General features: G+C 63.2%; 24 protein-coding genes and 1 tRNA gene. 15 read left to right on the top strand and 10 right to left on the bottom strand.

The genetic code is table 11. The features are described from left to right. Window positions 1–97: 97 nt before the first annotated feature. A complete protein-coding gene (locus CHU95_RS04490; protein WP_094454135.1) occupies window positions 98–886 on the bottom strand; it encodes a queuosine precursor transporter in 789 nt (262 codons plus the stop codon). A gap of 183 nt (window positions 887–1,069) precedes the next feature. Next, complete coding sequence (gene rpmB, locus CHU95_RS04485) at window positions 1,070–1,366, bottom strand: 50S ribosomal protein L28 (RefSeq protein ID WP_094454134.1); 297 nt, start codon at window positions 1,364–1,366, stop codon at window positions 1,070–1,072. 256 nt (window positions 1,367–1,622) lie between these two features. Here rpmB and CHU95_RS04480 point away from each other — a divergent pair, with 256 nt between their 5' ends. The 4 genes from CHU95_RS04480 to CHU95_RS04465 are packed head-to-tail and all read left to right on the top strand — an operon-like array spanning window position 1,623 to window position 3,921. Continuing rightward, the gene (locus tag CHU95_RS04480; protein ID WP_245837863.1) at window positions 1,623–1,865 is read left to right on the top strand and encodes a hypothetical protein; all 243 of its coding nucleotides are present in this window, start codon (window positions 1,623–1,625) and stop codon (window positions 1,863–1,865) included. Between the two features lie 10 nt (window positions 1,866–1,875). Then, window positions 1,876–2,361 (top strand): tRNA (cytidine(34)-2'-O)-methyltransferase, encoded by a 486-nt coding sequence (locus CHU95_RS04475; RefSeq protein WP_094454132.1) that lies wholly within the window; start codon window positions 1,876–1,878, stop codon window positions 2,359–2,361. A 41-nt stretch (window positions 2,362–2,402) separates the two neighbouring features. Then, complete coding sequence (gene hemF / locus CHU95_RS04470; protein WP_094454130.1) at window positions 2,403–3,302, top strand: oxygen-dependent coproporphyrinogen oxidase; 900 nt, start codon at window positions 2,403–2,405, stop codon at window positions 3,300–3,302. Window positions 3,303–3,306: 4 nt separating this feature from the next. Next, a complete protein-coding gene (locus tag CHU95_RS04465; RefSeq protein WP_094454128.1) occupies window positions 3,307–3,921 on the top strand; it encodes a histidine phosphatase family protein in 615 nt (204 codons plus the stop codon). A gap of 35 nt (window positions 3,922–3,956) precedes the next feature. Here CHU95_RS04465 and CHU95_RS04460 read toward each other — a convergent pair whose 3' ends face one another. Beyond that, complete coding sequence (locus CHU95_RS04460) at window positions 3,957–5,531, bottom strand: peptide ABC transporter substrate-binding protein (protein ID WP_094454126.1); 1,575 nt, start codon at window positions 5,529–5,531, stop codon at window positions 3,957–3,959. 154 nt (window positions 5,532–5,685) lie between these two features. Between CHU95_RS04460 and CHU95_RS04455 the strand changes: the two genes are divergently transcribed. The 6 genes from CHU95_RS04455 to CHU95_RS04430 all read left to right on the top strand — a co-directional run bounded on the left by CHU95_RS04455 (window position 5,686) and on the right by CHU95_RS04430 (window position 12,467). Next, the gene (locus CHU95_RS04455) at window positions 5,686–6,426 is read left to right on the top strand and encodes a TerC family protein (protein WP_094454124.1); all 741 of its coding nucleotides are present in this window, start codon (window positions 5,686–5,688) and stop codon (window positions 6,424–6,426) included. An 82-nt stretch (window positions 6,427–6,508) separates the two neighbouring features. Then, window positions 6,509–6,871, top strand: a complete 363-nt coding sequence (locus CHU95_RS04450; protein WP_094454122.1) for a winged helix-turn-helix domain-containing protein — start codon at window positions 6,509–6,511, stop codon at window positions 6,869–6,871. Window positions 6,872–6,956: 85 nt separating this feature from the next. Beyond that, window positions 6,957–7,598 (top strand): DsbA family protein, encoded by a 642-nt coding sequence (locus CHU95_RS04445; RefSeq protein ID WP_165772005.1) that lies wholly within the window; start codon window positions 6,957–6,959, stop codon window positions 7,596–7,598. Between the two features lie 90 nt (window positions 7,599–7,688). Continuing rightward, window positions 7,689–11,213: a chromosome segregation protein SMC gene (smc, locus tag CHU95_RS04440; RefSeq protein ID WP_094454302.1), complete on the top strand. Its 3,525-nt coding sequence runs from the start codon at window positions 7,689–7,691 to the stop codon at window positions 11,211–11,213. Between the two features lie 131 nt (window positions 11,214–11,344). Beyond that, entirely contained in the window at window positions 11,345–11,890 is a 546-nt protein-coding gene (locus tag CHU95_RS04435) for a hypothetical protein (protein ID WP_094454118.1), read from the top strand. 133 nt (window positions 11,891–12,023) lie between these two features. After that, complete coding sequence (locus tag CHU95_RS04430; protein ID WP_094454116.1) at window positions 12,024–12,467, top strand: MarR family winged helix-turn-helix transcriptional regulator; 444 nt, start codon at window positions 12,024–12,026, stop codon at window positions 12,465–12,467. On the opposite strand, the gene CHU95_RS04425 is transcribed toward CHU95_RS04430, so the two are convergent. After that, window positions 12,448–13,377, bottom strand: a complete 930-nt coding sequence (locus tag CHU95_RS04425; protein WP_094454114.1) for a hydrogen peroxide-inducible genes activator — start codon at window positions 13,375–13,377, stop codon at window positions 12,448–12,450. The two genes, CHU95_RS04430 and CHU95_RS04425, sit on opposite strands and share 20 nt — an antisense overlap. A 310-nt stretch (window positions 13,378–13,687) precedes the next feature. On the opposite strand from CHU95_RS04425, the gene katG reads away from it, so the two are divergent. Then, window positions 13,688–15,901 carry a catalase/peroxidase HPI gene (katG, locus tag CHU95_RS04420; RefSeq protein WP_094454112.1) on the top strand — a complete coding sequence of 738 codons (2,214 nt, stop codon included), beginning with the start codon at window positions 13,688–13,690 and terminating at the stop codon, window positions 15,899–15,901. Between the two features lie 292 nt (window positions 15,902–16,193). Here the strand turns inward: katG and CHU95_RS04415 are convergent, their stop codons facing one another. From CHU95_RS04415 to CHU95_RS04395, 5 genes are all read right to left on the bottom strand, one after another. Then, complete coding sequence (locus CHU95_RS04415) at window positions 16,194–18,422, bottom strand: methyl-accepting chemotaxis protein (RefSeq protein ID WP_094454110.1); 2,229 nt, start codon at window positions 18,420–18,422, stop codon at window positions 16,194–16,196. A 181-nt stretch (window positions 18,423–18,603) separates the two neighbouring features. Beyond that, window positions 18,604–19,503 carry an HNH endonuclease gene (locus CHU95_RS04410; RefSeq protein WP_094454108.1) on the bottom strand — a complete coding sequence of 300 codons (900 nt, stop codon included), beginning with the start codon at window positions 19,501–19,503 and terminating at the stop codon, window positions 18,604–18,606. 120 nt (window positions 19,504–19,623) lie between these two features. Continuing rightward, window positions 19,624–19,714, bottom strand: a tRNA-Ser gene (locus CHU95_RS04405). 61 nt (window positions 19,715–19,775) lie between these two features. Then, the gene (locus CHU95_RS04400) at window positions 19,776–20,366 is read right to left on the bottom strand and encodes a DUF4269 domain-containing protein (protein WP_094454106.1); all 591 of its coding nucleotides are present in this window, start codon (window positions 20,364–20,366) and stop codon (window positions 19,776–19,778) included. Beyond that, window positions 20,359–21,054, bottom strand: a complete 696-nt coding sequence (locus CHU95_RS04395) for a YggS family pyridoxal phosphate-dependent enzyme (RefSeq protein WP_094454104.1) — start codon at window positions 21,052–21,054, stop codon at window positions 20,359–20,361. The genes CHU95_RS04400 and CHU95_RS04395 overlap by 8 nt, the downstream gene beginning before the upstream one ends. A gap of 143 nt (window positions 21,055–21,197) precedes the next feature. Here CHU95_RS04395 and CHU95_RS04390 point away from each other — a divergent pair, with 143 nt between their 5' ends. Then, on the top strand, window positions 21,198–22,211 hold the full coding sequence (locus tag CHU95_RS04390; RefSeq protein ID WP_165772004.1) for a porin: 1,014 nt from the start codon (window positions 21,198–21,200) through the stop codon (window positions 22,209–22,211). Here CHU95_RS04390 and CHU95_RS04385 read toward each other — a convergent pair. Next, window positions 22,208–22,813, bottom strand: a complete 606-nt coding sequence (locus tag CHU95_RS04385; protein WP_094454100.1) for a LysE/ArgO family amino acid transporter — start codon at window positions 22,811–22,813, stop codon at window positions 22,208–22,210. The two genes, CHU95_RS04390 and CHU95_RS04385, sit on opposite strands and share 4 nt — an antisense overlap. A gap of 101 nt (window positions 22,814–22,914) precedes the next feature. Here CHU95_RS04385 and CHU95_RS04380 point away from each other — a divergent pair, with 101 nt between their 5' ends. From CHU95_RS04380 to CHU95_RS04370, 3 genes are all read left to right on the top strand, one after another. Further along, window positions 22,915–23,826 (top strand): LysR family transcriptional regulator ArgP, encoded by a 912-nt coding sequence (locus CHU95_RS04380; RefSeq protein ID WP_094454098.1) that lies wholly within the window; start codon window positions 22,915–22,917, stop codon window positions 23,824–23,826. Between the two features lie 68 nt (window positions 23,827–23,894). Continuing rightward, on the top strand, window positions 23,895–24,380 hold the full coding sequence (locus CHU95_RS04375; protein WP_094454096.1) for a PAS domain-containing protein: 486 nt from the start codon (window positions 23,895–23,897) through the stop codon (window positions 24,378–24,380). A gap of 70 nt (window positions 24,381–24,450) precedes the next feature. Beyond that, on the top strand, window positions 24,451–25,221 hold the full coding sequence (locus CHU95_RS04370) for a hypothetical protein (RefSeq protein ID WP_094454095.1): 771 nt from the start codon (window positions 24,451–24,453) through the stop codon (window positions 25,219–25,221). The last annotated feature ends 9 nt before the right edge of the window (window positions 25,222–25,230 follow it).

Raw genomic sequence — 25,230 nt, 5'->3', positions numbered from 1 at the left:
GACATCATCCACCGCTTATCCCCCCCAACCTGACAACAAATCCTATGTCAGGTCAGGGGGCTGCTTCAATCTTCTGGGTGAAATTCTGGTTCTTCCATCAACCTTTCACCACCGCCCCATCCACCCGCCGCACCATGCGCCGGGACAGGTACATGAAGGGCGTGTCCAGGATGGACAGCGCCACCCGCATGCCATAGGTGCCCAGGATATAGGTGTAGAGCAGCGCCTCCCAACCGACCGGATCGGGGGCGAAGACGACCCAGGCCAGGACGGAGAAGATGACGTTATCGACCAGGGACGACAGCATGGTGCTGCCATTATTACGCAGCCAGAGATGGCGGTCGCCGGTGGCACCGCGGATGCGCTGATAGACCCAGACATCGAACAACTGGCTGGTCAGGTAGGCCGTCATGCCGGCCGCGAACAGGGCGGGGGCGGGGGTAAAGATGGCGGCGATATGGTCCTGCATCGGCAGGGCCCACGCCATGTCGGCACCCGCCTGTTCTGCCGTCATCGGGCGATAGCCGAGCGTGATGATCATGAACAGGGTGAACAGAAGATAGGCCGCAAAGGACAGGAACACCGCCTTGCGGGCCGCATCGCGCCCGTAATGTTCGGTCAATATATCGGTGGCCAGATATGTTGATCCGAACAGGACCGTGCCCATGGCCACCGGATGGTCATAAAAACTGAACTGCACTGCCTTCAAGACTTCCACATTCGCCGCGATCACGGCGGTGGCGATGTAGAGATAAAGGCCCGGCGCCCCGAACAGCCGCACCAGGAGCAAGATCGTGCCAAAGCAGAACAGCGCCTGACACAGCAGCAGCGCCTCTGGCGGCACCGCATTCAGAAAGGCGATCAGGTCGGCGGGGGACAGCGACATGGGCGGAGCAGCCTGAACATGAGCGGGTTGGTGCCGTCAGCCAAACCGCCGGATGGCGGCGCCCGGCCCCTGAAAGAACCAGAAAACCCCTAAAACGGCAGCAGCCCCGCGAAACGACCCGACCGGGTGTCTCGCGGGGCCGACGATACCGTCAGCAGCGAACCTGGAACCGACAGACGCCGATCAGGCGGCGGTCTTAGCGGCCAGGACCTTCTGGATCTGCTTCTTCACCTTGCGGGCATCGGTGTCCAGCTTGGCATCAGCGATATCCAGCAGAGCGGCGTCCAGGCCACCCTTGTGTTCGATGGTGCGGATGCCGTTGGTCGACAGGCGCAGACGGACCATGCGGCCCAGCGCGTCGGACATCAGCGAGGTTTCCTGCAGGTTCGGCAGGAAGCGCCGGCGGGACTTGTTGTTGGCGTGGGAGACGTTGTTACCGGTCTGCACACCCTTGCCGGTCACGGCGCACTTGCGGGACATGGAAGCACCTATTCTCTTGCTGCTGGCGGCCACGGAACCAGAACCGGGGCGCACCTAAGACGAAAAAAACCTTGCCGGTCAGGGTCTCCCCCAACCAACGAAGCCGCGTTGATAAACGAGGGGGAAAGCAGAGTCAAGCCCATGGGCGGGGGCGGCGGCTGGCATTTCCGCCATGCAGCAGCAGGGGACACCCCTTTCACCGAGCCTGCTTTCCCTATAGAATAAATCAAACTCTTTCAGTCTGGATGGCATCGTCATGGTCGATACCCGCATGAACCCCTCTTCCGCCGGTCCCACCGGTCTGGGTGGCAGCGTGATTGAGGGTGGTGGCCGGCGTGGCGTGATGGCGGTAACCGGCCCCGGCGGTCGCCCCATCCCCATGGGACGACCCGGCAATCGCTGGCCCAATGCCAAGGAACTGGCGGCTTTGATTGTGGATGGCATGCTGCGCCTGCCGGCCCGTTACCGCCGCGGCATGTACCTGGACGTTTTGACGTAAAGTTAACACCTTGCCCCGTCTGGCCCTTTACCAGCCCGACATTCCCCAGAATGCCGGAACCCTGATGCGTCTTGGCGCCTGCACCGGCGTCGGGCTGGATATCATCGAACCCTGCGGCTTTATCCTTGATGACAAGCGCATGAAGCGCTCTGTCATGGATTATGCCGACCATGCCGATGTCACCCGGCATGTCAGTTGGGCGGCGTTCCAGGCACAACGGCGCGGACGTCTGGTCCTGCTGACCACGCGGGCCGCCGTGCCATATACACAGGTGACCTATCGGCCAGACGATGTCCTGCTGTTGGGCCGGGAAAGTGCGGGCGTGCCCGATGATGTGCATGACGCCGCCGACCTGCGCGTGCTGATCCCGATGCGGCCGGGCACGCGGTCGCTGAACGTCGCCATCGCGGCGGCGATGGTGCTGGGCGAGGTGTTAAGGCAGGTTGACACTGCGGACGCCCAAACAATCATTTCCAGCGCGGGCGGGAACGGTTAAACCGTTTAGACCCCTACTGCCTCTGTCACCTGGACCCGCCCATGCCGACACCCCTGCCGCCGCCCGACATCCTGGCCGACCGTCAAGCCCAAGCGAAAGCGTGGTTTGGAAGCCTGCGTGACCAGATCTGTGCCGCATTTGAACGGCTGGAAGATGAATTGGCCAGTGGCCCGCATGCCGGCCGGCCCGCCGGGCGATTCGAGCGTAAGGCGTGGGACCGCCCCAACCATGATGGCGGTGACGGCGGTGGCGGCGTCATGAGCGTCATGAAGGGCCGTGTGTTCGAGAAGGTGGGGGTGAATGTCTCCACCGTCCATGGCACTTTCTCTCCAGAATTCCGCGCCTCTATCCCCGGCGCCGGTGGCGACGGACATTTTTGGGCCAGCGGCATTTCCCTGGTCGCCCATATGCAAAGCCCGCTGGTGCCGGCTGTGCATATGAATACCCGGATGCTGGTAACCAGCCAGAGTTGGTTTGGCGGTGGGGCCGACCTGACACCCATGTTCCTGGACGGGGTGGAAACGGAAGAGGACAAGGCCGATTTCCATGCCGCCCTGAAGGGGGCCTGCGATGCGCATGGCGATGGTTACTATGCCAAGTATAAGGAATGGTGCGACCGCTACTTCTTCCTGCCGCACCGGAACGAGCCGCGTGGCGTGGGCGGCATTTTCTATGATCAACTGGACACCGGCAACTGGGCGGATGACTTTGCCTTCACCCGCGCGGTAGGGCAGGCGTTCCTGGATGTCTATCCGCGCATCGTGGCGCGACGCATGCACGCGGTCTGGAACGACGCCCAGCGCGACCACCAACTGGTCCGCCGGGGCCGCTATGTCGAATTCAACCTGCTGCATGACCGCGGCACCCTGTTCGGGCTGAAAACCGGCGGTAATATCGAGGCGATCCTGATGTCCATGCCACCGGAAGTGAAGTGGCCGTAAACCCATGGACATGATGCTGGAACAACGGGTGATCGCCGGTCACCCCATCTTTCTGGTCCGTCATGGCCAGACCGAATGGAATGTTGCTGCCCGCTGCCAGGGGCAGTTGGACAGTGACTTGACCGAACGGGGCCGTGCCCAGGCCGACCAGGTGGGCGTTATCCTGAAACGGCTCATGGCGGATATCCCTGAGTGGCGCGACAAGGTGCGACTGGTGTCCAGCCCATTGGGCCGCACGCAGGAGACGACGCGCATCATCAACCGCCATCTGGACCTGCCCGTCACGTTGGACGCGCGCCTTGCCGAGGTGTCGTTCGGCGATTGGGAGGGCATGACGCGGGCGGAGATCGAGGCGGCCAACCCCTGGCTGGCTGACCATGGCCCCCATGGCTGGCAGTTCCATGCCCCCAATGGGGAGCGGTACGCGGGCGTGCGCGACCGGTTGCTGGCTTTTGTGGCCGAGGTGGACCGCCCGACAATCGCCATCTCACACGGGATGAGCGGGCGTATCCTGCGCGCCCATTATGCCGGTCTGGACCAGGAAACCGCCTGCCGTCTGCCCGTGCCGCAGGACCGTGTGTTCCGCCTGTCGCGGGCGGGGGTCGAAGAGGTGGCCTAGGGGTTAAAACCCCGCTACCCGCCGACCTGCCCCGTTCAACCTTTGATGGACAGAAACCGGGTCGGGTTCTGATCAAGCGGTGCCTTGGTCCAGCCGATGACGCGTGGGTTGACCAAACGGCGGCGGGTATTGTGCATGATGGGGATCAAGGGGTTGTCGGCCTGATACAGCGCTTCTGCCCGACCCAACAGGGCAAGGCGCTCTGCCGGGTCCAGGCTGGCATTGGCCTTGTCCAGCAGCGCATCATACTCCTTGTTCTGATAGGCCGGATAATTCTGCTGGGCCACGTCGCTGCGCAGCAGCTTCAAAAAGTTGATCGGGTCCGGGAAATCCCCGATCCAGCCGTAATAAAGCGTGTCCTTGTAGGTCTTCTGATTGCCGATGGAGGAGACGACGCGGAACTCCTGATTATTCATCACGACGTCCACGCCCAGCTTCTGTTTCCACATGGCGGCAACCGCGATCATCACACGCTTGTTGTTCTCATTCTGGGTCAGCAGAATTTCAACAGGCGGCAGGGGTTTGCCTCCGGGTCCGTATCCCGCCTCCACCAGCAATTTTTTAGCCTGTTCATCGCGCTGTGTCTGGGTCAGGGCTGCCCAGGCAGGCAGCGGTGGCTCATACCCCGCCACCTTGCCGGGTGGGGTGAAACTATAGGCCGGGCGCAGATCACCATTCAGGACCTTGTTCACAATGATGTCGCGGTCGATGGCCATCGACAGGGCCTGACGCAGCTTTGGGGATGATTTCCACGGTTCGCGCGTCAGGTTGAAAGCCATGAAGAAGGTGGAATAGGTGGGCGTGGGCATGTAGTCCGCAGCCGCTTCCTGGCGCGCCCAGGCCACCGCCGTGACCGGCAGGGTATAGGTCGCATCCAGTTCTCCGGCGCGGTAGCGCTTCAACTCGGTATCCACATTCTCCGTCACAATATGCATGACGGTGTCGATCTTCACATTGGCTGCATCTCGGAAATGCGGGTTCTTCACCAGCTTCAGATGCGTCTGCGGCACCATCTCGGCCAGCATATAGGCCCCATTGCCTACCTGACCGGGTGTGGCCCCCTCCTTTACCGGTGACATGGACTGGTGTGCCACCTGACCCAGGAAATAGGCGGCAGGTTCGGCGAGCTTAACGCGGAACATCAACTCACCCACCGCCTCCACACCCAGTTCGGTCGGCGGCTTGGTGCCAGCGGTCACTTCCTTGCCATTGACAATGGGCCAGACATAATAGGCGTAGGGAGACGCCTGCTGTGGACTGGCCAGCCGGCGCCAGGCATAGACGAAATCCTTCGCTGTCACCTTCGACCCGTCCGACCAGCGGCCATCTGGGCGCAGGCTGAACGTGTAGGTCCTGCCATCGGGGCTGATCTCCCAACTGGCCGCCGCACCGGCAATGGGTTTGCCGTCCGGCCCCGGCGTCAGCAAACCTTCATACAAATCATAAATAACGATGGATTCCGGATGAAGGTCAGCCTTGCCGGGATCAATTGTGCCAGGAGCGGACCCGATTCCGCGCCGGAACACAGTTTCCCCCCACGCGGTGACCGGGGCGACCAGAGGCAGCAGAACCAGGGAGGACAGCAGCAGCGAACGGGCCAGACGGCGCATGGGCTTGTTTTTCCCTCATGTGCAAGGATTGGCCGCCACGCTATGCCCGATAGGCGTTGTCCGCAAGGTCCTGTGCGCCAGCATTGCATGTTCTCAAATCGCCCCTCTATGCTGTGATTGTTAACAATTCCTTTCCTGGGGGCAGGGGTAAGCAATGTTTGACTGGATCTATGACCCAAATGCCTGGGCCAGTCTGGCGACCTTGACGGCGCTGGAGATTGTGCTGGGCATTGATAACATCATCTTCATTTCCATCATGGCCAACCGTCTGCCGGAGGCGCAGCGGGCCAAGGCGCGGCAGATCGGTCTGGCACTGGCGCTGATCATGCGTCTGGGGCTGCTGGCTTCCATCGCCTGGATCGTGTCGTTGACAGAACCGTTATTCACGGTCTTCGATCTGGCGATTTCGGCCCGCGACCTGATCCTGTTGGGCGGTGGCCTGTTCTTGCTCTACAAGGGCACACAGGAAATTCACCATACAATGGAGGGCCAGCATGAGGAGACGGGAAGCTCCCGTGCGGTCGCCACGTTCGGTGGGGTCATCGCCCAGATCATGGTGCTGGACATCGTCTTCTCGCTGGACAGCGTCATCACCGCTGTCGGCATGGCCACCGACCTGTCGGTCATGGTCACCGCCGTCATCATCGCGGTCGCGGTGATGCTGTTCGCCGCCGGCCCGACATCGAAGTTCGTGCAGGACCACCCGACGGTAAAGATGCTGGCGCTGGCCTTCCTGATCCTGGTGGGCGTGGCCCTGATCGCCGACGGGCTGCATTTCCACATTCCCAAGGCCTATCTCTACTTTGCCATCGCCTTCTCGATCGGCGTGGAAAGCCTGAACCTGATCGCCGCCAAGCGCCGCAAGGCCAAGGCCGCCAGCAGTGGCGGGCATTGACGGAACAGGTTTTTGTGACCCAATTGAGGGGGGCGGCTGGCAACGGCCGCCCCCTTCTGATTTCCCTGCACCGGAAGCGCTCATGACCCGCCTGACTCTGCGCCTGGATTTCGCCAATGGCAGCCAGATCGGCCCCGGCAAAATCCGGCTTCTGGAAGCCATCGCGGCCACGGGGTCCATCGCGGCGGCCGGCCGATCCATGGGAATGTCCTACCGCCGTGCCTGGCTGCTGGTCGATCAGATCAACCGCGCCTTCACCCAACCCGCCGTCACGGGCCAGACCGGCGGCAGCGGTGGCGGCGGCACCGCGCTGACCGATTGGGGCCGCGAACTGGTGGCACTGTATCGTGAGGTGGAGACAGAAAGCCGCGCCACCAATGCAGCCGCCCTGGCGCGGCTGGAGGGGATGCTGGGGACCGGGCCGATCCAGATCGATGAGGTCTGAACACCCGGTGCCGTTGATCGCCTTGCCGCCGCCATCATCATCCCCTATCGTCGGCGCAAACATTCCCTTGGTGGAGATCACATCCGTGAGCGGTTCTGACTTTTCCCGTCGCCACCTCCTGGCCGCCGGTGCCGCCCTGTCCCTGGCCCCTGCCCTGCCCGCGCTGGGTCAGGCAGCCCCTGTTATTGATGTAAAGGCCGCCACGGCGGACATCGTCTATGGCAATCCAAACGCCAAAGTGACGGTGGTTGAATATGCCTCACTTGCTTGCTCGCATTGCGCGCATTTTGAGAAGGAGATGTTCCCCACCTTCAAGAAGGAATTCATTGATACAGGCGAAGTGAAGTTCATCTTCCGCGATTACCCGATGAACGGGCCGGGCCTGCGCGCCCATATGCTGATGCGCTGTGCCGGCGGGGCAAAGACCCAGGCGCTGAAGACCGCCATTTTCAACAGCCAGTCCACCTGGTTGAACCAGAACTTCCTGGCCAATCTGGCCAATATCGGGAAGCTGGCCGGCGTGTCGCAGGCGCAGTTTGACGCCTGCATGGCAACCAAGCCGCTGGAAGATTTCATCATCAAAAGCCAGTACACGGCCCAGCAGGAACATCAGGTCAATTCCACGCCGACCTTCATTGTGAATGGCGAATATGTCATCGCCGGCGCGTACCTGGATCAGTTGACCGACGCCGTGGTCAAGGCTGGCGCTAAGCGCAAGGCCTCGTAAAGTCTGTCATCGACAGATATGAAAGGGGTGGTGCATAAGCGCCACCCCTTTGTCATTTGCCCCGACCTATCCGGCTACAGAGCCCGCCCCGTGCAATTCACGAAACTCCGTCTTTCCGGTTTCAAATCCTTCGTCGATCAGACAGAGCTGCTGATCGAACCGGGGATGACGGGTGTTGTCGGCCCCAATGGTTGCGGCAAGTCCAACCTGCTGGAAGCCTTGCGCTGGGCCATGGGCGAAACCTCGGCCAAGCGTATGCGCGGCGAGGATATGGACGACGTCATCTTTGGTGGCACCGCGACCCGGCCCGCCCGCAACATCTGCGAGGTGACCATGGTGTTGGGCAACAAGGCCCGCACCGCCCCCCCGCCCTTTACAGACGCCGAGGAGCTGGAGATTACCCGCCGGCTGGAACGCGGGTCGGGGTCGGACTACCGTATCAATGGCAAACTGGTCCGCGCCCGCGATGTGCAGATTCTGTTCGCCGACCATTCATCGGGGGCGAACAGCCCCTCGATGGTCAGCCAAGGCCGCGTCGGCGCCCTGATCAATGCCAAGCCCGCAGACCGAAGGCAATTGCTGGAGGAAGCGGCAGGCATTTCCGGTCTGCATGCGCGCCGGCACGAGGCGGAACTGCGCCTGCGCGCGGCGGAAACCAACCTGACCCGGCTGGAGGATGTCCTGGCTGCGATGGATGGGCAGTTACAGGGCCTGCGTAAACAGGCCCGGCAAGCCCAGCGCTACCGGCAGGTGCAGGACCATATCCGCCGGGCCGAGGCGCAATTGCTGCATCAACGCTGGGCGGAGGCCAACCGCCTGCTGGACCGCGCCCGTGACGGCCACGCCACCGCCGATCAAGCCGTCCGTGATCAGATGCTGGCCGTCGGCAGCACCGTCACGGCCCGCGATCAGGCAGCAGAAGCCCTGCCCGCCCTACGGCAGGAGGATGCCGCCGCCGGTGCCGCGTTGCAGCGCCTGCTGGTCGCGCGCGAGCAACTGGATGCCGAGGAGGCCCGCGTCAAGGAGGCCCATGGCGCCATGCAGCGCCGGCTGGCGCAACTGGCCACCGACCTTGCTCGTGAACGCGCGCTGGCCGCTGATGCCGACAATGCCGCCGCCCGTCTGGCCGAGGAACGGGCCAGTCTGCTGGATGCGCAGGCCGAGGAGGCGATGGAGCTGGAGGCGGCAGAAGAAGCACTGCTGACCGCCCGCGACGCGATGGAGGCGGCGGAACGTGACCTGTCCCGCGTCTTGGAACAGGCCGCATCCGAAGAGGCGGCCCGTACCGCCACCGCCAACCGGCTGCGCGACGCACAGGCCCGCCTGTCCACCCTGGAAAAGCGTCTATCGGAACAGGCCGCCCAACTGACAGCATTAGACGCGACCATCGGCGACGACGACGCCCTGCAGGTGGCGGCCGAGGCGCTGATCCTGGCCGAGCAACGGCTGGATCTGGCGCGCGAGGCCGCCGAGCAGGCGGAGATGGCCAAGCAAGAGGCCGACAGCGCCCTGGAACAGGCGCGCAGCGATGGGCAGGCCACCATCGCCGAGGCGCGCAGCATCCTTTCGCAAGCGGAGGCACGCGAGACCCAGTTGCGCGCCGAACGCGACGGGTTGCGGGCGCTGCTGAACCTGGAAGAAGAGGACCTGTTCCCGCCGCTGATCGATGCGGTGGCGGTTGCTGCTGGGTATGAGCAGGCGCTGGCCGCTGCGCTGGGTGATGATCTGACAGCACCGCTGGACGAGGCGGCGGCCCGGCATTGGCGCGCCCTGCCGCCGCTGGATGCCACGACCCCTCTGCCAGCAGGGGTGGAACCGCTGTCGACGCAGGTGAAGGCCCCGGCGGAAATGGCCCGTTGCCTGTCGCATATAGGACTGGTACCCGACGCCGCCACCGCCCGGCGGCTGGCCCCCACATTGGCAGCGGGGCAAATCCTGGTCAGCCGCGATGGCGGGGCCTGGCGCTGGGACGGGCTGACCACCACGCCCGGTGCCCCCACGGCAGCAGCCATCCGCCTGACCCAGCGCAACCGTCTAGCAGAGATCGAGCTGGCACTGGACCGTGCCGATGCCGACCTGTCTGCCGCCCGCCGCGCCCATGCCGAGGCCAGCGAAGCCGCCGACGCTGCCGTCCTGTCGGCACGGCGCGCGCAGGAGGCAACCCAGGCGGGTGACCGACAGGCCCGCGACGCCGTACGCCACGCCTTCACCGCCGTTGATCAGGCGCGCCACGCCCAATCCCGGTTGATCAGCGAAGCCGCCGCCGCCCGGTCGAAACGCGACGCCCTGGCCCAGGCGCTGGAGGTCCTGACCAGCGACAAGGCAGAGGCCGCATATCTTGTTGCCGATGCCCAGGCAGCGCTGGATGCGCTTCCCGACCCGACCCTGTCGCGCATGGCGGTGGCCGATGCCCGTGGCCTGCTGGCCGAACAGCGGGGGCACCTGTCGGGCACGCAAGGGGCCGTAGACCGGGTGAAGCGCGATGCCGAACAACGCCGCCGCCGCCTGTCCAGCCTGGAAGCCGAACAACTGTCCTGGAAGGCCCGTGTCGAGGGGGCGGCCAGCCGCCTGTCCGAACTGACCGAACGGGCGGAGGAAGGGCAGGCGGAACTGGAAGCGTTGACCGAACGGCCCCTGGAGATTGCGGCGGAGCGGGAGACCCTGCGCGGTCATATCGCCACTGCTGAACGCCGCCGCCGCCAGACGGGCGACGCCCTGGCCGAAGCGGAGACGGCGCTGTCCCAGGCCGAGCAGGCTGTGCGCAAGGCCGAAAGTGCGCTGGCCGATGCGCGTGAGGCCCGCGCCCATGCTGAGGCTGCCGTCGCCCAATCCCTGAACGCCCTGGCGGGTCTGGTGGAACGGATACGGGAAAAGCTGGATTGCGAACCGGGCGAGGTGCTGGCCGCCGCCGGTATTGACCCGGACGATGAAATGCCCCCGCCTTCACAACTTGAACAGCGCCTGTCGCGCCTGCTGGAGGACCGGGAACGCATCGGCCCCGTTAACCTGCGGGCAGAGGTCGAACTGGCGGAGATGGAGGCAGAGACCGCCAAGCTGACAACCGAGCGTGATGATCTGACGGCTGCCATCGCGCGCCTGCGCCAGGGCATCGGCGCCATCAACCGCGAGGCGCGGGAAAAGCTGCTGGCCAGTTTCGATCTCGTCGACGGACATTTTCAACGCCTGTTCACCAAGCTGTTCGGCGGTGGAGTCGCGCATCTGAAACTGACTGAATCGGATGATCCGCTGGATGCGGGCCTGGAGATTTATGCCAGCCCGCCCGGCAAGAAGCTGCAGGTCCTGTCGCTGCTATCGGGTGGGGAACAAGCGCTGACGGCGCTGTCGCTATTGTTCGCGGTGTTCTTGTGCAATCCCGCCCCCATCTGTGTGCTGGACGAGGTCGACGCACCGCTGGACGAGGCCAATGTCGGTCGTTTCTGCGATATGGTGGAGGAAATGGCGGCCAGCGGGGCTACCCGTTTCCTGATCGTCACCCACCACCGCCTGACCATGGCCCGCATGCACAGGCTGTTCGGCGTGACCATGATGGAACGCGGCGTCAGTCAGTTGGTCAGCGTCGACCTGGAAAAGGCGGCGGAGATGGTGGACGCCTGATTCTGCCTGCCCCTTCTGACAGGGACGAACTACAATTCCTGATGGTAAGAAAGCTCTATGGATCAAGCCACCGATGCGGGGTATCGTCCGTCTCGGGGGCACACGGGTCCCCAAGACGGAGGGGATAGAACATGCGAGCCGCCCGTATGGTCTGGATCGTTTTGCTCCTGGCGACAACGCCGGCCCACGCAGCCGATCCACGTGCAGCAGAGATCATGGAAGCGTTCGAGAAGCTGTGTATCGAACCGAAGATGGGTCAGGCGGGTGACCTGGATGAAAGCCGCTATACAATCAGGGCCGCTCAGGCGCTGGTTCCCCACCTGATGCCAGAAAAGGCAAGTATCTTTAAAAATTTCCGAATAGTTATCGCCAACAATACGAATGCCAATATGTTTGTTTTCGAGGATGAACGTCGCAACTGTGTCATCCAGGTTCAGGAGGCAGACGAGGCGGATATTCAGGATGCCTTTGCCTCTATTCTAGCTGCGTTCCGAGCGCGCGACCAGGTACAGGAAATCGACAGCGTCCAGCAAACGATTCCGCGGGCGGGCCGGTTGCTCACAGCAAAAATGTGGATGTTCGGTACCCAGAAAGGCCAGATGACATTGGGGATCATCACGTCTCCGACGCAAGTGGGACATTTCCAGCATCACCTGAACTTTGGTCCTGCTGAATGATGGGTGCTGCTGGTTGATGCTGCCATTATTGTCAGGTCTTAAATTTCGATGCCGGACATGTTTGAATTGCCCCTGCGATCATGTCGCATGCGATGCAATATGATGGCCGACGATTTGTCATCAAGGTGCCGCCATGTCCGATGCTCCCGCCCTCAAACTGGGCGATTTCATCTGCTTCTCGCTCTATTCCGCCAGCCACGCCTTTACACGGGTCTATAAGCCGCTGCTGGAGCGACTGGGCCTCACCTATCCCCAATATCTGGTCATGGTGCTGCTGTGGGAGAAGGATGGCCAGACGGTGGGCCAGATCGGGGAGCAGCTTTTCCTGGAAAGCAGCACCTTAACCCCGCTGCTGAAGCGACTGGAGGCGGCAGGCCATCTGCGGCGCGAACGCAACCCCGCCGATGAACGCCAGGTCCTGATCGGTTTGACCGATAGCGGCCGCAGCCTGAAAGACCAGACCACCGACTTTTTCGATCACCTGATGGACGCCGTCGGCATGGGGGTGGAGGACCTGATAGAACTGCGCAACAATATCCAGACGTTGCGGGCCAATCTCAACAGGTTTGCGGGCTGAGCGGGCACCGCGTGGCCCGCTGTGCCTCCCCCGATCGGCGAACCAGATCGGCAATATCGAGCAGTTGTTTCGACAGCGGGCTGGATTTACGCCAGACCATGCCGATGGTACGTGACGGTTCCGGGTCCTTGAATCGGGCAATGGACACGTCGGCGGATTTGGTTTCCACCGCCACGGCCATTTCGGGGATCAGGGTGACGCCGATACCAGCCCCGACCATCTGAACCAGGGTCGACAGCGACGATCCATCCAGCAGTTCGCGCGGCAGGGCGGTATTCATGTTGCAGAAGGACAGGGCCTGATCGCGGAAACAATGCCCCTCCTCAAGCAGCAGCAGGCGCATTTCACGCAGCGCCTCTGGCCCCGGAACGGGTTTTCCGTGCTCTTCGGCTGGACGCACCAGGACAAAATTTTCTTCAAACAGAGCCACCTCGGTCAGGGATGGCTCCGACACCGGCAAGGCCACCACCGCCGTATCCAACCGCCCTTCCAGCAATTCATGCAGCAGCTTGGGTGTCACCGTTTCCCGCACATGGATATCCAGGTCGGCATTCATGCGGGTCAGGTCACCGATGATGGAAGGTAACAGATAGGGCGCCACCGTTGGGATTACCCCGATACGCAGGCGCCCCGCCAATTGATCCCGGGCCGCGCGGGCCAGATCACCCAACTCGTCGACCGACCGGAGAATATCGCGCACACGCGCAGCGAATTCCTCCCCGAACCCGGTCAGCCAAATCTGGCGCGGGCCGCGTTCAAACAGCGGTGCGCCCAGCCCTTCCTCCAACTCCTTGATCTGCATCGACAGGGCCGGCTGGGAGATGGCGCAATCATCTGCCGCGCGCCCGAAATGGCCCAGCCGCGCCAACGCATCAAAATAGCGAAGCTGCTTCAGCGTCAGGTTTGTCATAAGTCCGCCTTATTAGTGCAATCAGAAAATCCGACTTAATCTTATCACGCAAGTTTGCTAAATGTTATCCCGCGAGGATGAGGAGCCCCCATGTCCCTACCGCGACGCGTCACATCGCCCCGATGGATCGCGGGTTCCGGGTTACCGGAACGGAAGGGGGCCCTGTGTGCCGGTCCGGCGGCAGATGCCGTGGCCGGTGGTTTTGATCACCGATATCGAAGTCTGACGTCCTGACGGGCGCGACGTCGCCTGTCTGCGACGAACCATTTCGTGCCTGACCCCCTCAATCGATCCATGACAGGAGATAAGTATGGACGGGAATAATTCGGGGAGCGCCGGTAAGTGCCCTGTGCTGCATGGGATTCGTCCCAACGCCACCTTTGGCGGCCGGTCTAACCGTGACTGGTGGCCGAACCAGCTTAACCTGAAGATTCTGCACCAGAACACGGCCCTGTCTGATCCGTTCGGCGGCCGCTTTAGCTACGCTGAAGCCTTCAAGGGCCTGGACTATGCCGCGCTCAAGGCTGATCTGACAGCGTTGATGACCGACAGCCAGGATTGGTGGCCTGCCGATTATGGACATTATGGCCCGCTGTTCATCCGCATGGCCTGGCACAGCGCCGGTACCTACCGTACGTCGGACGGTCGCGGCGGTGCCGGTTCCGGTACACAGCGTTTCGCGCCGCTGAATTCCTGGCCCGACAATGGCAATCTGGATAAGGCGCGCCGCCTGCTGTGGCCGATCAAGCAAAAATACGGCAAGGCCATTTCCTGGGCGGATCTGATGATCCTCGCCGGTAATGTCGCGCTTGAATCCATGGGCTTCAAGACCTTCGGCTTCGGTGGCGGCCGCGCCGATGTGTGGGAGCCGGAAGAGGATATCTATTGGGGCAAGGAAGACACCTGGCTGGGTGACAAGCGTTACAGCGGGGACCGCGATCTGGAAAACCCGCTGGCCGCGGTGCAGATGGGCCTGATTTATGTGAATCCGGAAGGCCCGAACGGCAAGCCGGACCCCATGGCATCGGCCCGCGATATCCGCGAAACCTTTGCCCGCATGGCCATGAATGACGAGGAAACCGTCGCTCTGGTGGCCGGCGGCCATACATTTGGCAAGGCGCATGGTGCCGGCGACACCGCCCATGTCGGACCTGAACCGGAGGGCGCACCGATCGAAGCCATGGGTTTGGGCTGGCTGAACAGCCTGGGCACCGGCAAGGGCGTGCACACCATCACCAGCGGTATCGAGGGCGCCTGGACCCCCACCCCAACGCAGTGGGACAATTCCTATTTCGACACGCTGCTGGGCTATGACGAATGGGAACTGACCAAGAGCCCGGCTGGCGCGCACCAGTGGAAGCCCAAGGACCCGGCCGCCGCCACCACCGTGCCCGACGCCCATGACCCGACCCGCCGTCATGCCCCCATGATGACGACTGCCGACATGGCCCTGCGCACCGATCCGGCCTATCTGGAGGTTTCCAAGCGCTTCAGGGCCAATCCGGCGGAATTTGCCGATGCGTTCGCGCGGGCCTGGTTCAAGCTGACCCACCGCGACTCCGGCCCGAAGACCCTGTATCTGGGGCCGGAAGTGCCGGCGGAAGATCTGATCTGGCAGGACCCGATCCCCGCCATCGATCACCCTCTGGTCGATGCCGCCGACATCGCCACCCTGAAGTCCAGCATCCTGGCCTCCGGCCTGTCGGTGCCGGAATTGGTGGGGGCTGCGTGGGCCTCGGCCTCAACCTTCCGCGGGTCGGACAAGCGGGGCGGCGCCAATGGTGCCCGTGTCCGTCTGGCGCCGCAGAAGGACTGGGTGGTGAACCAGCCGGCGCAACTGGCCAAGGTTCTGGGCGTGCTGGAAGGTATCCAAAGCGGATTCAACGGCACGGCGTCCGGTGGCAAGAAAGTATCGCTTGCCGACCTGATCGTGTTGGGCGGCGTTGCGGCCATTGAAAAGGCGGCCAAGGATGCCGGGCACACAGTGACCGTGCCCTTCACGCCGGGTCGCATGGATGCCAGCCAGGATCAGACGGATGCCGAAAGCTTCGCGGTGCTGGAACCGGTGGCCGATGGTTTCCGCAACTACCTGAAGACCGAATATTCGGTGCCGGCGGAAGAGATGTTGGTCGACAAAGCCCAGCTTCTCACCCTGACGGCTCCGGAAATGACGGTGCTGGTCGGCGGCATGCGAGCGCTGAACGCCAATACCGGCGGGGCACAGCATGGGGTGTTCACCAAGCGTCCCGGCGTGCTGTCCAACGATTTCTTCGTCAACCTGCTGGATGCCAGCACAGTCTGGAACGCCACCGACGGCAGCCAGGGTGTGTATGAAGGCCGCGACCGCACCAATGGCTCCATCAAATGGACCGCCACCCGCGTCGATCTGGTCTTCGGCTCTAACTCGCAACTGCGGGCCCTGGCCGAAGTTTATGGCAGCAGCGATGGCGAGGCGAAGTTCGTCAACGACTTCGTCGCCGCCTGGGCCAAGGTGATGAACGCCGACCGCTTTGATGTGAAGTAACGACGGTCGGGGTTGAGGGATGATGGCGGCCTCGGGTGACCGGGGCCGCCATTTGTCTTTAAGGGCGGAACGAAGCGGTAATCGGACCGTCCCCGAAGTCCCGGTTGACCCGCATGGCAAGCCACGCTTTTGCCAACCTTCCCGGCTGAATGCCCCGTCCGGCAAGGCTTTTGATCGCGAGAACCGCGCCGGCCCCCTGCGCTTGGCCCCTCGAAACGCAACCTCTGTTGCGTGGCCGCAAGGTCATCCCGGCATAGGCCGGGATGGTAAGCAAACCCAACAAAGACCCCCCTTACGCTGCCAGCAGTCGCTCCACCGTGTCGCTGGTCTGGTCATTCAGGCGGAATTGCAGGCGCAGGCGGTCGCCATCCTGTTGGATCACGCGGCTGGGCAGCGTGTGGCCTGCCACGTGCAGATCAATCTCCGTCCCTGGCGCCAGGGCGACACCGGTGAGGGCGCAGCCGCCAAGGCCGATATCGGTCAGGGTAACCTCAAACCGGTCCAGCTTTCCACGTGCACCACGGGCTGTCAGTTCTCCGCGCAGCGAACAGGGACGGCGTTCAAATTGCCGGCGCTCTCCGGCCTTCTGCATGGCGGACAGGAACTCCTCCACATCAGCCCGCAGCCGTTCAGATTGCTGTGACAGATCACCGGCGGCAGCCAGCAATTGAGTGGAGGCGACTTTGGTGAATTCGGCACTCTCGCGCACCGTGCCAAGGCTTTCCGTGACTTCCCGTGTACGGTCGGCAGCTTCGGTTACGTTGCGAGCGATCTCATCGGTCGCGGCACCCTGTTCGGCGACGGCCGATGCGATGGCGCCGGAATTGCCGTCCACCTCTCCGATGATGCGGGCGATGGTGGAGATGATACCCACCGCGTGCCCCGCCGCCCCCTTCACGGCATTGACCTTGTCCTGGATTTCCTCGGTGGCCTTGGCTGTCTGACTGGCCAGATTCTTCACCTCTGACGCCACGACGGCGAAGCCCTTGCCCGCCTCGCCGGCCCGCGCCGCCTCAATCGTCGCATTCAGCGCCAGAAGGTTGGTCTGGGCCGCGATGGCATGGATGAAGTCGACCACCGCCCCCACACCATCCACCACATTGGCCAGTTCATCGACCACACCGCGCGCCTTGTCCGCCTCGGCCACTGCTTCTTTGGTGGTCAGAGAGGTGCGTTCGATCTGTGAGCCGATTTCCGCGCTGGAGGCCGCCAGTTCTTCCGTCGCGGCCGCCACTGTCTGGGCATTCTGCGTGGCACGATTGGCGCTCTGCCCGGCCACGTTGGTGCGGCTTGTGGTCTCATCCGCCTGGTGCGACAGGTTGCGGGCTGTTGCTTCCAACTCCGTCGAGGCGCTGGCTAAGGTCCGCAACTGACCACTGACGGCCATCTGAAAGTCACGCACCAGTTCTTCCAGTGCCGCCTGACGGCGGGCGCGGGCCTCCTGCTCCCGCTGCTGGGCTTCTTCCAGTTCACGATTGCGCAGGGCATTGGCCTTGAACACAGCCATGGCGCGGGCCAGGGCACCCACCTCATCCTTCTGATCGGCAAACGCGACAGCCACCGTCAGGTCACCATTGGCCAGTTTTCCCATCGACTGGGTCAACTGCGCCAAGGGCGCGATGATGAAACGCAGAACCACAAACAGGACGGACCCCGCAGCAATGGCAAACAGGAGGGCCGTGACAGCCAACGTCACGATCTGTTCCTGGTGGAACCGGCCGATACGGGCCTCCAGCAGGCGCGACAAATCGGCAGAGCCGGCGGCATAAAGCGCATCAATACGGCTGAGCGCCGTGTTCGTCGCGGCCATGTCCAAGGCCTGGCTCTCTGCCTGGGTCAGCAATGTCTTGAAGATAGCCTGCAGGTCGGCATCGGGTTTGGTCAACGCTTTGGCCACACTGCCATCGACGCTGGCATCAATGGCGGCCTTGACCGAATTACCCGACCCATCAGCCACCGCTTTCAGCCCCCCCAGGGAAACATAGAGCGCCACCCGCTCCTCGGCATCGACGGACCCGTCATCATAGAGTTTGTGGGTCAGGCTATACATGGCGCTGGCTTGATCCAGCAGGTCCGGCAATTTGATCAGCACAAGGTCCATGACATAGTAACTGTCCAGATCGGGGTCGAGAATCAGATTGGATTTATCTCCCACCCTCGTGATCAGGGACCGCAGGGCAGCCCTTGCTGCCCCCGTCGCCTGCCCGACTGACAAGGCTGCTAGCGTATCCTTGACCTGGGCCTCTGCTTCCATGCCCTCGCCAAACTGGCTGTCCAGGCTGCGCACCTTATCCGCCAGCGCCTTGCCATCCACCGCGGCCCCAGCAATCTCCGCCTTGGCCAGTGTCATCTGCACCTGGGCCAACCCGCGCAGGTAAAGTGTCCCTTGTTGTTCCTTCTCAGCAAAACTGACGGCCTCTCCCTGTTTGGCGATCAACGCCCAGAGCAGGAACACCACTGGTACCATGAACAACAGGGACGCAAGACCCAGCTTCGGGGTAATTCGCAGATCACGCAGCATCGTCGGGGCTCTCCGGATTGGCACGGATAAGGAATGCGGACGCGTCGGTGGCAACCCCTTGAAGCGGGGCTTATTTGCGCTGAGTCTAACTGGGAATGCGGTAGCCCGAAATAAGTGAATTGCCTGCTATACTTTGGATACTCCTTTCCGGACGGGGTTTGCGGTCCGGCTGTGGGCTGTCTCAAACTTTGAAGCAGTTCTCTCGGTGCCATTTTAAGAAAACAGGATGCGGACGGTCGCTGGGACGCAGCGGCGGAAGCGCCCGGCCAGAGCGGTTTATGAACGTCTCCACGCTCTCCCGGTCGTTCACATGGCGGGAGACCCTTATCGCCAGATCATCTTCCAGGGTGATCAGGCCGCGGTCGAACATCCAATGAGCCGTACCGGACAGGGCGAGGCCATTATTAACAATGTCGGGCCCGTCACGCTCCACAGGTCGGATATGCGCGGCCTCCACCTCGGCCCGGCCACCGCCATTGATCAGCTTCATGCCTGAGATGACACAGCGTTCATCATAGGCGCGCAGCACGATGCGCCGGAAAGCCTGTTTGCGAACTGCGCGGGATGTCAGGAACGACAACCGTTCGCGGGGCTGTTCAACGATAAACGGCGCTTGGCCGTCAGCAAAGCCGGGTAAAGAGGTGGCATCGTCCAGGCGCGGCATGATGGCTTCACCCTCTTCCAGGCCCCGCTCCAGAATGCGGTTGAAATCGCTGGCAGAGATGGGGCGGACAGCGGACTGGGCGCGGCCTGAAAGTTTACCTTCATCGTTCAGCAACCCTCTTTCGACCGGGGCCCTTCCATCCCGAAACGGCACGGGATTGATGAATTGCAGATAGGAGCCGGGTTCAATGATGGCCAGATACATGTCTGGCACCGTCGGATCGGCAATCACCTGCTGCACACGGGCAACAGCAAAATAACCGCGCGAGTGCCGGACTTTGCCGGGCTCGAGATAGACGATCCAATCGCCAATGCAGGGCTCAACCCGGCCCAAATACTGCCGAGGGAACTGATACCACTCTGCCGGGCTGTCATCGTAAATGGAATCGGATCGATGCAGGAAAACCCCAAAAGCCATTCCGCTCCCGCTATGAAAAGTCAGGACAGTCTCCGCCCCGAACACATCATAGTGGCATCATGTTGTCGCAAAAGCCAAGGGACCGATCAGGCCGGCGAAGCGCATTTTCCGTTGGGAAAATGGCGGAGGGGATGAGATTCGAACTCACGATACGCTTTTGACGTATACCCGCTTTCCAGGCGAGCGCCTTCAACCACTCGGCCACCCCTCCGCACTGGATGGGCGCGGAACATAATGACGTCGTTCCGATCCCGCAAGCCTTTTAATCGTCTTTATTTGGACATGGCGGACCAGCGTTGGGCCAACAGGTCGGCCAGTGCACTGTCACTCAGCGCTTCCAGGCCCAGCAGCGCCTGATAGGGGTCACCGGGCAGGGCCAGTAGCTGGGCAAAGGCTGGTTCAGTCTTGATGCCGGCCTGTTTCAGCCCACGGACGGCTGGGCGCAGCGCCGGGGCCAGGGCCAGCAAACGGGCTTCCACCATCATGTGACGCCAGCCCATCTGCCGGGCGACGGGTAACGCCTGGACAAAGATCTCCACCGGCACATCACCCAACCGGAACCGTGCAACCAGGGCCGGGCCGTCGGTCACCCGCACTGAACGGCACGCATAACCCGCCTCACCGCCGAAGGCAGCCTCCAGGACCGGCCCCACGGCCAGGGGGTCGTCTGCCTGGACAAGTATGTCGAGATCAGAACCGGAAACCGCCAGGTCGATGGGGAATGTACCGGCCAGACCGGTTTCATACATCGACAGCCGGTCAAACGGCCGGTGGTGGATCAGCAGATCAAAGGCGCGACGCTGATCGGCGCTACCGCGCGCCAGCAGGGACCAGTCGCGAAAATCCGACAGATTCTCAGCCATGGGTCGCCGGTTTGATCCGTGTCCCGAAAATGGCGGTACCAACCCGCACAAAGGTAGCCCCCTGGGCTACTGCCTGTTCGTAGTCCCCACTCATCCCCATCGACACTTCTGCCAGCCCATGCCGTTTGGCCAAGTCACAGAGCAGGGCAAAATGCGGCGTCGGGTCCTGGTCAGCGGGTGGGATACACATGAGACCATCAATGGACAGCCCATGCACAGCCCGGCATTCTTCCAGAAAGGCGGGCAGGTCGGAGGGGGGGATGCCGGCCTTTTGCGGTTCCGCCCCCACATTCACCTCCACGAACAGTCGGGGCAGACGCCCGCGTTTGCGCCCTTCCTCGGCAAGGGCGGCAGCCAGTCTCGGCCGATCCAGGGTCTGGATCACATCAAACAGGGCTACCGCTTCCTTCACCTTGTTGGTCTGCAACGGGCCGATCAGATGCAGTTCGATGTCGGGATAGCGTTCACGGGCCGCCGGGAACTTGGCCTTGGCCTCCTGGACCCGGTTTTCACCGAACAGGCGGTGGCCGGCGGCCAGGGCGGCATCCATCTTCTCGACCGGTTGGACCTTAGACACAGCGATCAGGCGGGCAGCACCGGGCGGGCGGCCCGCCGCCGCCGCGGCTTTATTGATACGGGCCTTGATCTCGGCCAGGTTGGCAGCCACATCGTTGACGGGGTCGGTCATGGTCTTTGCCCTGGATTGAGAATCGGCATTGGTCGGGGGCGCGGGCCATCGGCCTTGTTTTCGCCCTCAGCAGCACGTAAAGCCGTTCCTGTCCGCCCCGTCAATCCCGTGGTCCAGTACCACCCCGTCCGATGGATGTGATCTTGGTCCGCCTCCTGCCCTGCCTGTCAGCCGCTGCCGCCCTGCTGGTCGCCCTGCCCGCCACCGCTGACACGGTCGCATTCGACTGGCGCGGCGTCGGTCACGGGGCCATCGTGCGGTCGGGCGACGGGCATGACCTGTATGGTACCTACGCCATAACCGGTGAGGGCACCCTGACAACCGACAGCGGTCTAGGCCTGTCGCTGACCACCACGCTGGGGGCGGGTGATTACCAGAAAAGCCTGGACCGACCCGGCCGAAACGACCCGCTGACCGCCAACGAGATTTTCCTGACTGTCAACTCAGCCTGGGGCCGCCTGCGCATCGGGGATGAGGATGGGGCCGCCAAACGCGCCACCGACATGCTGCCATTGCTGGCCGGTGGACAAATGGACGGTCTGTGGACAGACATCGCGCCGACAGCCCCGCCCATCGACCATCTGGGCCGCGACAGCGATGACGCCACCAAGATTCTGTATGAAACACCGCGCGTGATGGGCCTGCGCCTGGGCATCTCCTACGCGCCCAAACGCGACAGCTTGGTGGAGAATATCGCGCAACAGACACCGGGTGCGCTCGACCGCGACCTATGGGAAGCCGGCCTGAACTATCAGGGCGACTGGCAGGCTTTGTCCTACGAACTGGCCGCCGGCTACGTGACAGCCGAGAGCCGCAACCCATTGCTGGGTGATACGGAAAGCCTGAAACTGGCCGGCCTGCTGTTCTATGGCGGATTTTCTGGCGGCGTGGTCTATGTCGAGGATGGCGACAGCGGGCGGCTGAAAGGGGATGAGGCCACCAGTACAACCATGATGGCCTCCTATGAAAACGGCCCCTATGGCGCCGCCCTGTGGTGGCAGGGCGTCGATCTGGATATGAGCCGTGATTACAACGCCTATGGCACCGGCCTGTCCTGGCGGGTTCTGGGTGAAACCAGCCTGAGCCTGGATGCCGTGCGATATGAGGGCGGGCGGCGCGGCTGGACTGGCATGCTGGGGGTTGAAGCGCGGTTCTAACCGCTGGTCAGCAGTCCCAGGGCCAGCACAGCCATGGTGACGGCGACCACCCCGTCAAGCACACGCCAGGTTAGCGGCCGGGCAAACAGGGGACGCAGCAGGCGGGCACCATGGCCGAGGGCTAGGAAAAAGCTGAATGAAGCCGCAATAGCCCCAGCCGCGAACAGCGGGCGCCCCTCCCCTTGGCTCGCCGCGACCGACCCGATTAACAGGACCGTGTCCAAATAGACATGCGGGTTCAGCCAGGTGAGCGCCAGACAGGTGGCGAGCGTGGCCGCCAGCCCTGGCGCCCCCCCGGCGGCCGGCGACAGGGTACCACCGGCGCGCAGGGCAGCACGCAGGGCGCGGGCGGCATAGAGCAGCAGGAAGGCAGCACCGGCATATCGCATCCAGGGCACAATGGCCGGCAGGGCAGTCTGTACCTGCGCCAGCCCCTCCACCCCCACGACAATCAGCACCGCATCGGAAACGGCGCAGGTCAGTGTGACAAGCCAGACATGGTCGCCCCGCAAGCCCTGACGCAGAACGAAGGCATTCTGGGCCCCGATGGCAACGATCAGACTAAGACCCAGCAGATATCCGGACAGAAAAGGAGCAAGCATGGCAGCGGACCCAGACGGCAGGAACAGGCATCCCCGCCTACCATCCCGGCCGGATTTAGCGTAGGTAATGTTCCTAACCCCGATTAAGAAATGCTGAATCCATGCTGGACTATGCCTTGTTGGAGGCGCTGGCCGCCGTCATCCGCTCCGGGGGGTTCGACCGCGCAGCACGCCAGTTGAACCTGACACCCTCTGCCATCTCTCAGCGGGTGAAGTTGCTGGAGGAACGCATAGGCACGGCCTTGGTGGTGCGGGGGCAGCCCTGTACCGCCACACCGGCAGGCCTGCGCTTGTGCCAGCATGTTGAACAGGTGGCCCTGCTGGAAAGCGAGCTGCCGGCTGGCATTCCCGGTCTGCTGCCGTCGGTGGGGCCGGTCCCGCTGCGTATCGCGGTCAATGCCGACAGTCTGGCGACCTGGTTCATCGCCGCCATGGCGGCCCTGCCTCACTGCCTGTTCGATCTTGTGCTGGATGACCAGGACCACAGCGCCGACTGGCTGCGCCGCGGAGAGGTGGTAGCAGCGGTGACGGCGGGGGGCCGCGGCGTGCCGGGATGCGACCTCCATCCACTGGGCGTGCTGCGCTATGTTGCCACGGCCAGCCCAGATTTCGTGCACCGGCATTTTGCTGATGGCGTGGATGTCGCCGCCCTGTCCCGCGCGCCCTGCCTGACCTTCAACGCCAAGGACGGGTTGCAGGCGGCATGGTTGCGCCGGGCCTTGGGCGATGCGGCACCGGTGCCTGCCCCGCCCACCCATTGGCTGCCCTCCTCCCAGGCCTTTGTCGATGCCGCACTGGCGGGTGTTGGCTGGGGTATGAATCCACTGCTGTTGGCTGCCCCACATCTGGCTGCGGGGCGACTGGTGGCGCTGCTGCCGGGCACGGAACTGGATGTGCCGCTGGTCTGGCAGTGCAGCCGGCTGGCCAGCGCCACCCTGGGCGACGTGACCCGGGCGGTGCGGCGGGCGGCGGCCGAACTTTTGCGGCCGGCCGGGCGGGAACCGGGTCTATAGACCCTTGCGCCATCCCCTGTTTCCAGCCACCCTGATCACACTGTCATGGGCGATGCATCTAGGTTGCGATGAGCGACGCTTTCACCCTGGACCCTGTGCAAAGGCGCGAAGATGTGCGCCACCCACGCTTGCGACTACTCTATGATGCCTGGGCCGCTGCCATTGTGCCGGGCCGTGACCTGCCGGATATCGACCGGCTGCTGCCCGCCGCGCAGGCGGTGGTAGGCGATGATCTCTGGTGCCTGGACATTGCCGTATGCGGCGGGCGGATGGACTTTATTGGCCGCCATTTCGGTCGCAGCACCATTGCCAATTACGGGATGGACCCCACCGGACGCCCCATCAGCGACTTTGCGCGCCAGCCGGTATTTGCCCGCGTCATGCGGGTGCTGGGCTCCGTGGCGTCAAGCGGCCAGCCACAGCGTTTCACGGCTGAACAGTCGGTAATGTCGGACGGGCGATTGCTGGAAGTGGAGGCTTTGGCCCTGCCCGTGGCTGGCATGGATGGCGGCTTGTCGGGTGTGCTGGGCGCCACCACCGCGCGTCCCGGCTGACCCCGGTCACTGCTGGCACGCCGGTTGCTTACCTCAAGGCAAAGCCACCGCCGAACCGGACGTGAACATCATGACGCGCGCCACCCCCCGCCATCCCACCGCTCCGCGCAAAACCCTGCTGCCCCTGTTGGCCACGGCACTGTGCCTGGGGCTGGCGGGCTGTTCGGGCCGCCCTGTGGCCGTCTCGGTGCCCATGAAGCCACAGCCCGTCCTGCAATCGGCGGGTCAATGGCAGGTGGTGGCGGACGATGTGGCCTCGGCAATTTCCGCCCATCTGGAATTCCAGATGGGCAGGAAGGTGCCGGTTCAGGTCTATATGATGCGCAAGGACCACACATTATTCGCCGATGCCTTCCTGTCGGCGGTCACCACCCGGCTGGTACAGCAGGGGCATCTTGTCTCGGTCGATAGCCGCCCGGATGTGGTGGCGGTGGGCATTGATGTGCTGACGGTGAAAAGCAGTGGCCCGCGTATGGCCGCCGATCCATTCCCCGGCCCGTTGACCCTGCTGGCGGCGGGTGTGGGGTTAGCCTCTAAGCTGTCGGGCGGTGATCTGCCCAAATTCCCTTGGGGCATCTCGGCCGGCGTGGCCGCCGTAGGCCTGGAGGCCCTGCGCTCCAAGCCCCTTGAGACCGATACGGAAATGGTGCTGACCGTGTCGGTGGCACGGGAAGGTTACTATACCTTCCGCACCAGCGCCGTGTACTACGTCAACAGCGACGATCTTTGGCATTATGATGGTGAACCGGGCCTGGGCACGCGGCGCAACATCAACCTGAATGCCGTGCCTCAAGGGGCAGTGATGTATGACCTGGCCGGCAAGCCTTACGTGGTGAAGTGATCCTCTTCT

Source organism: Niveispirillum lacus (assembly GCF_002251795.1).
Taxonomy (GTDB): domain Bacteria; phylum Pseudomonadota; class Alphaproteobacteria; order Azospirillales; family Azospirillaceae; genus Niveispirillum; species Niveispirillum lacus.
The sequence above is the reverse complement of the archived record's forward strand: the minus strand, read 5'-3'. Positions and strand labels throughout refer to the sequence as shown.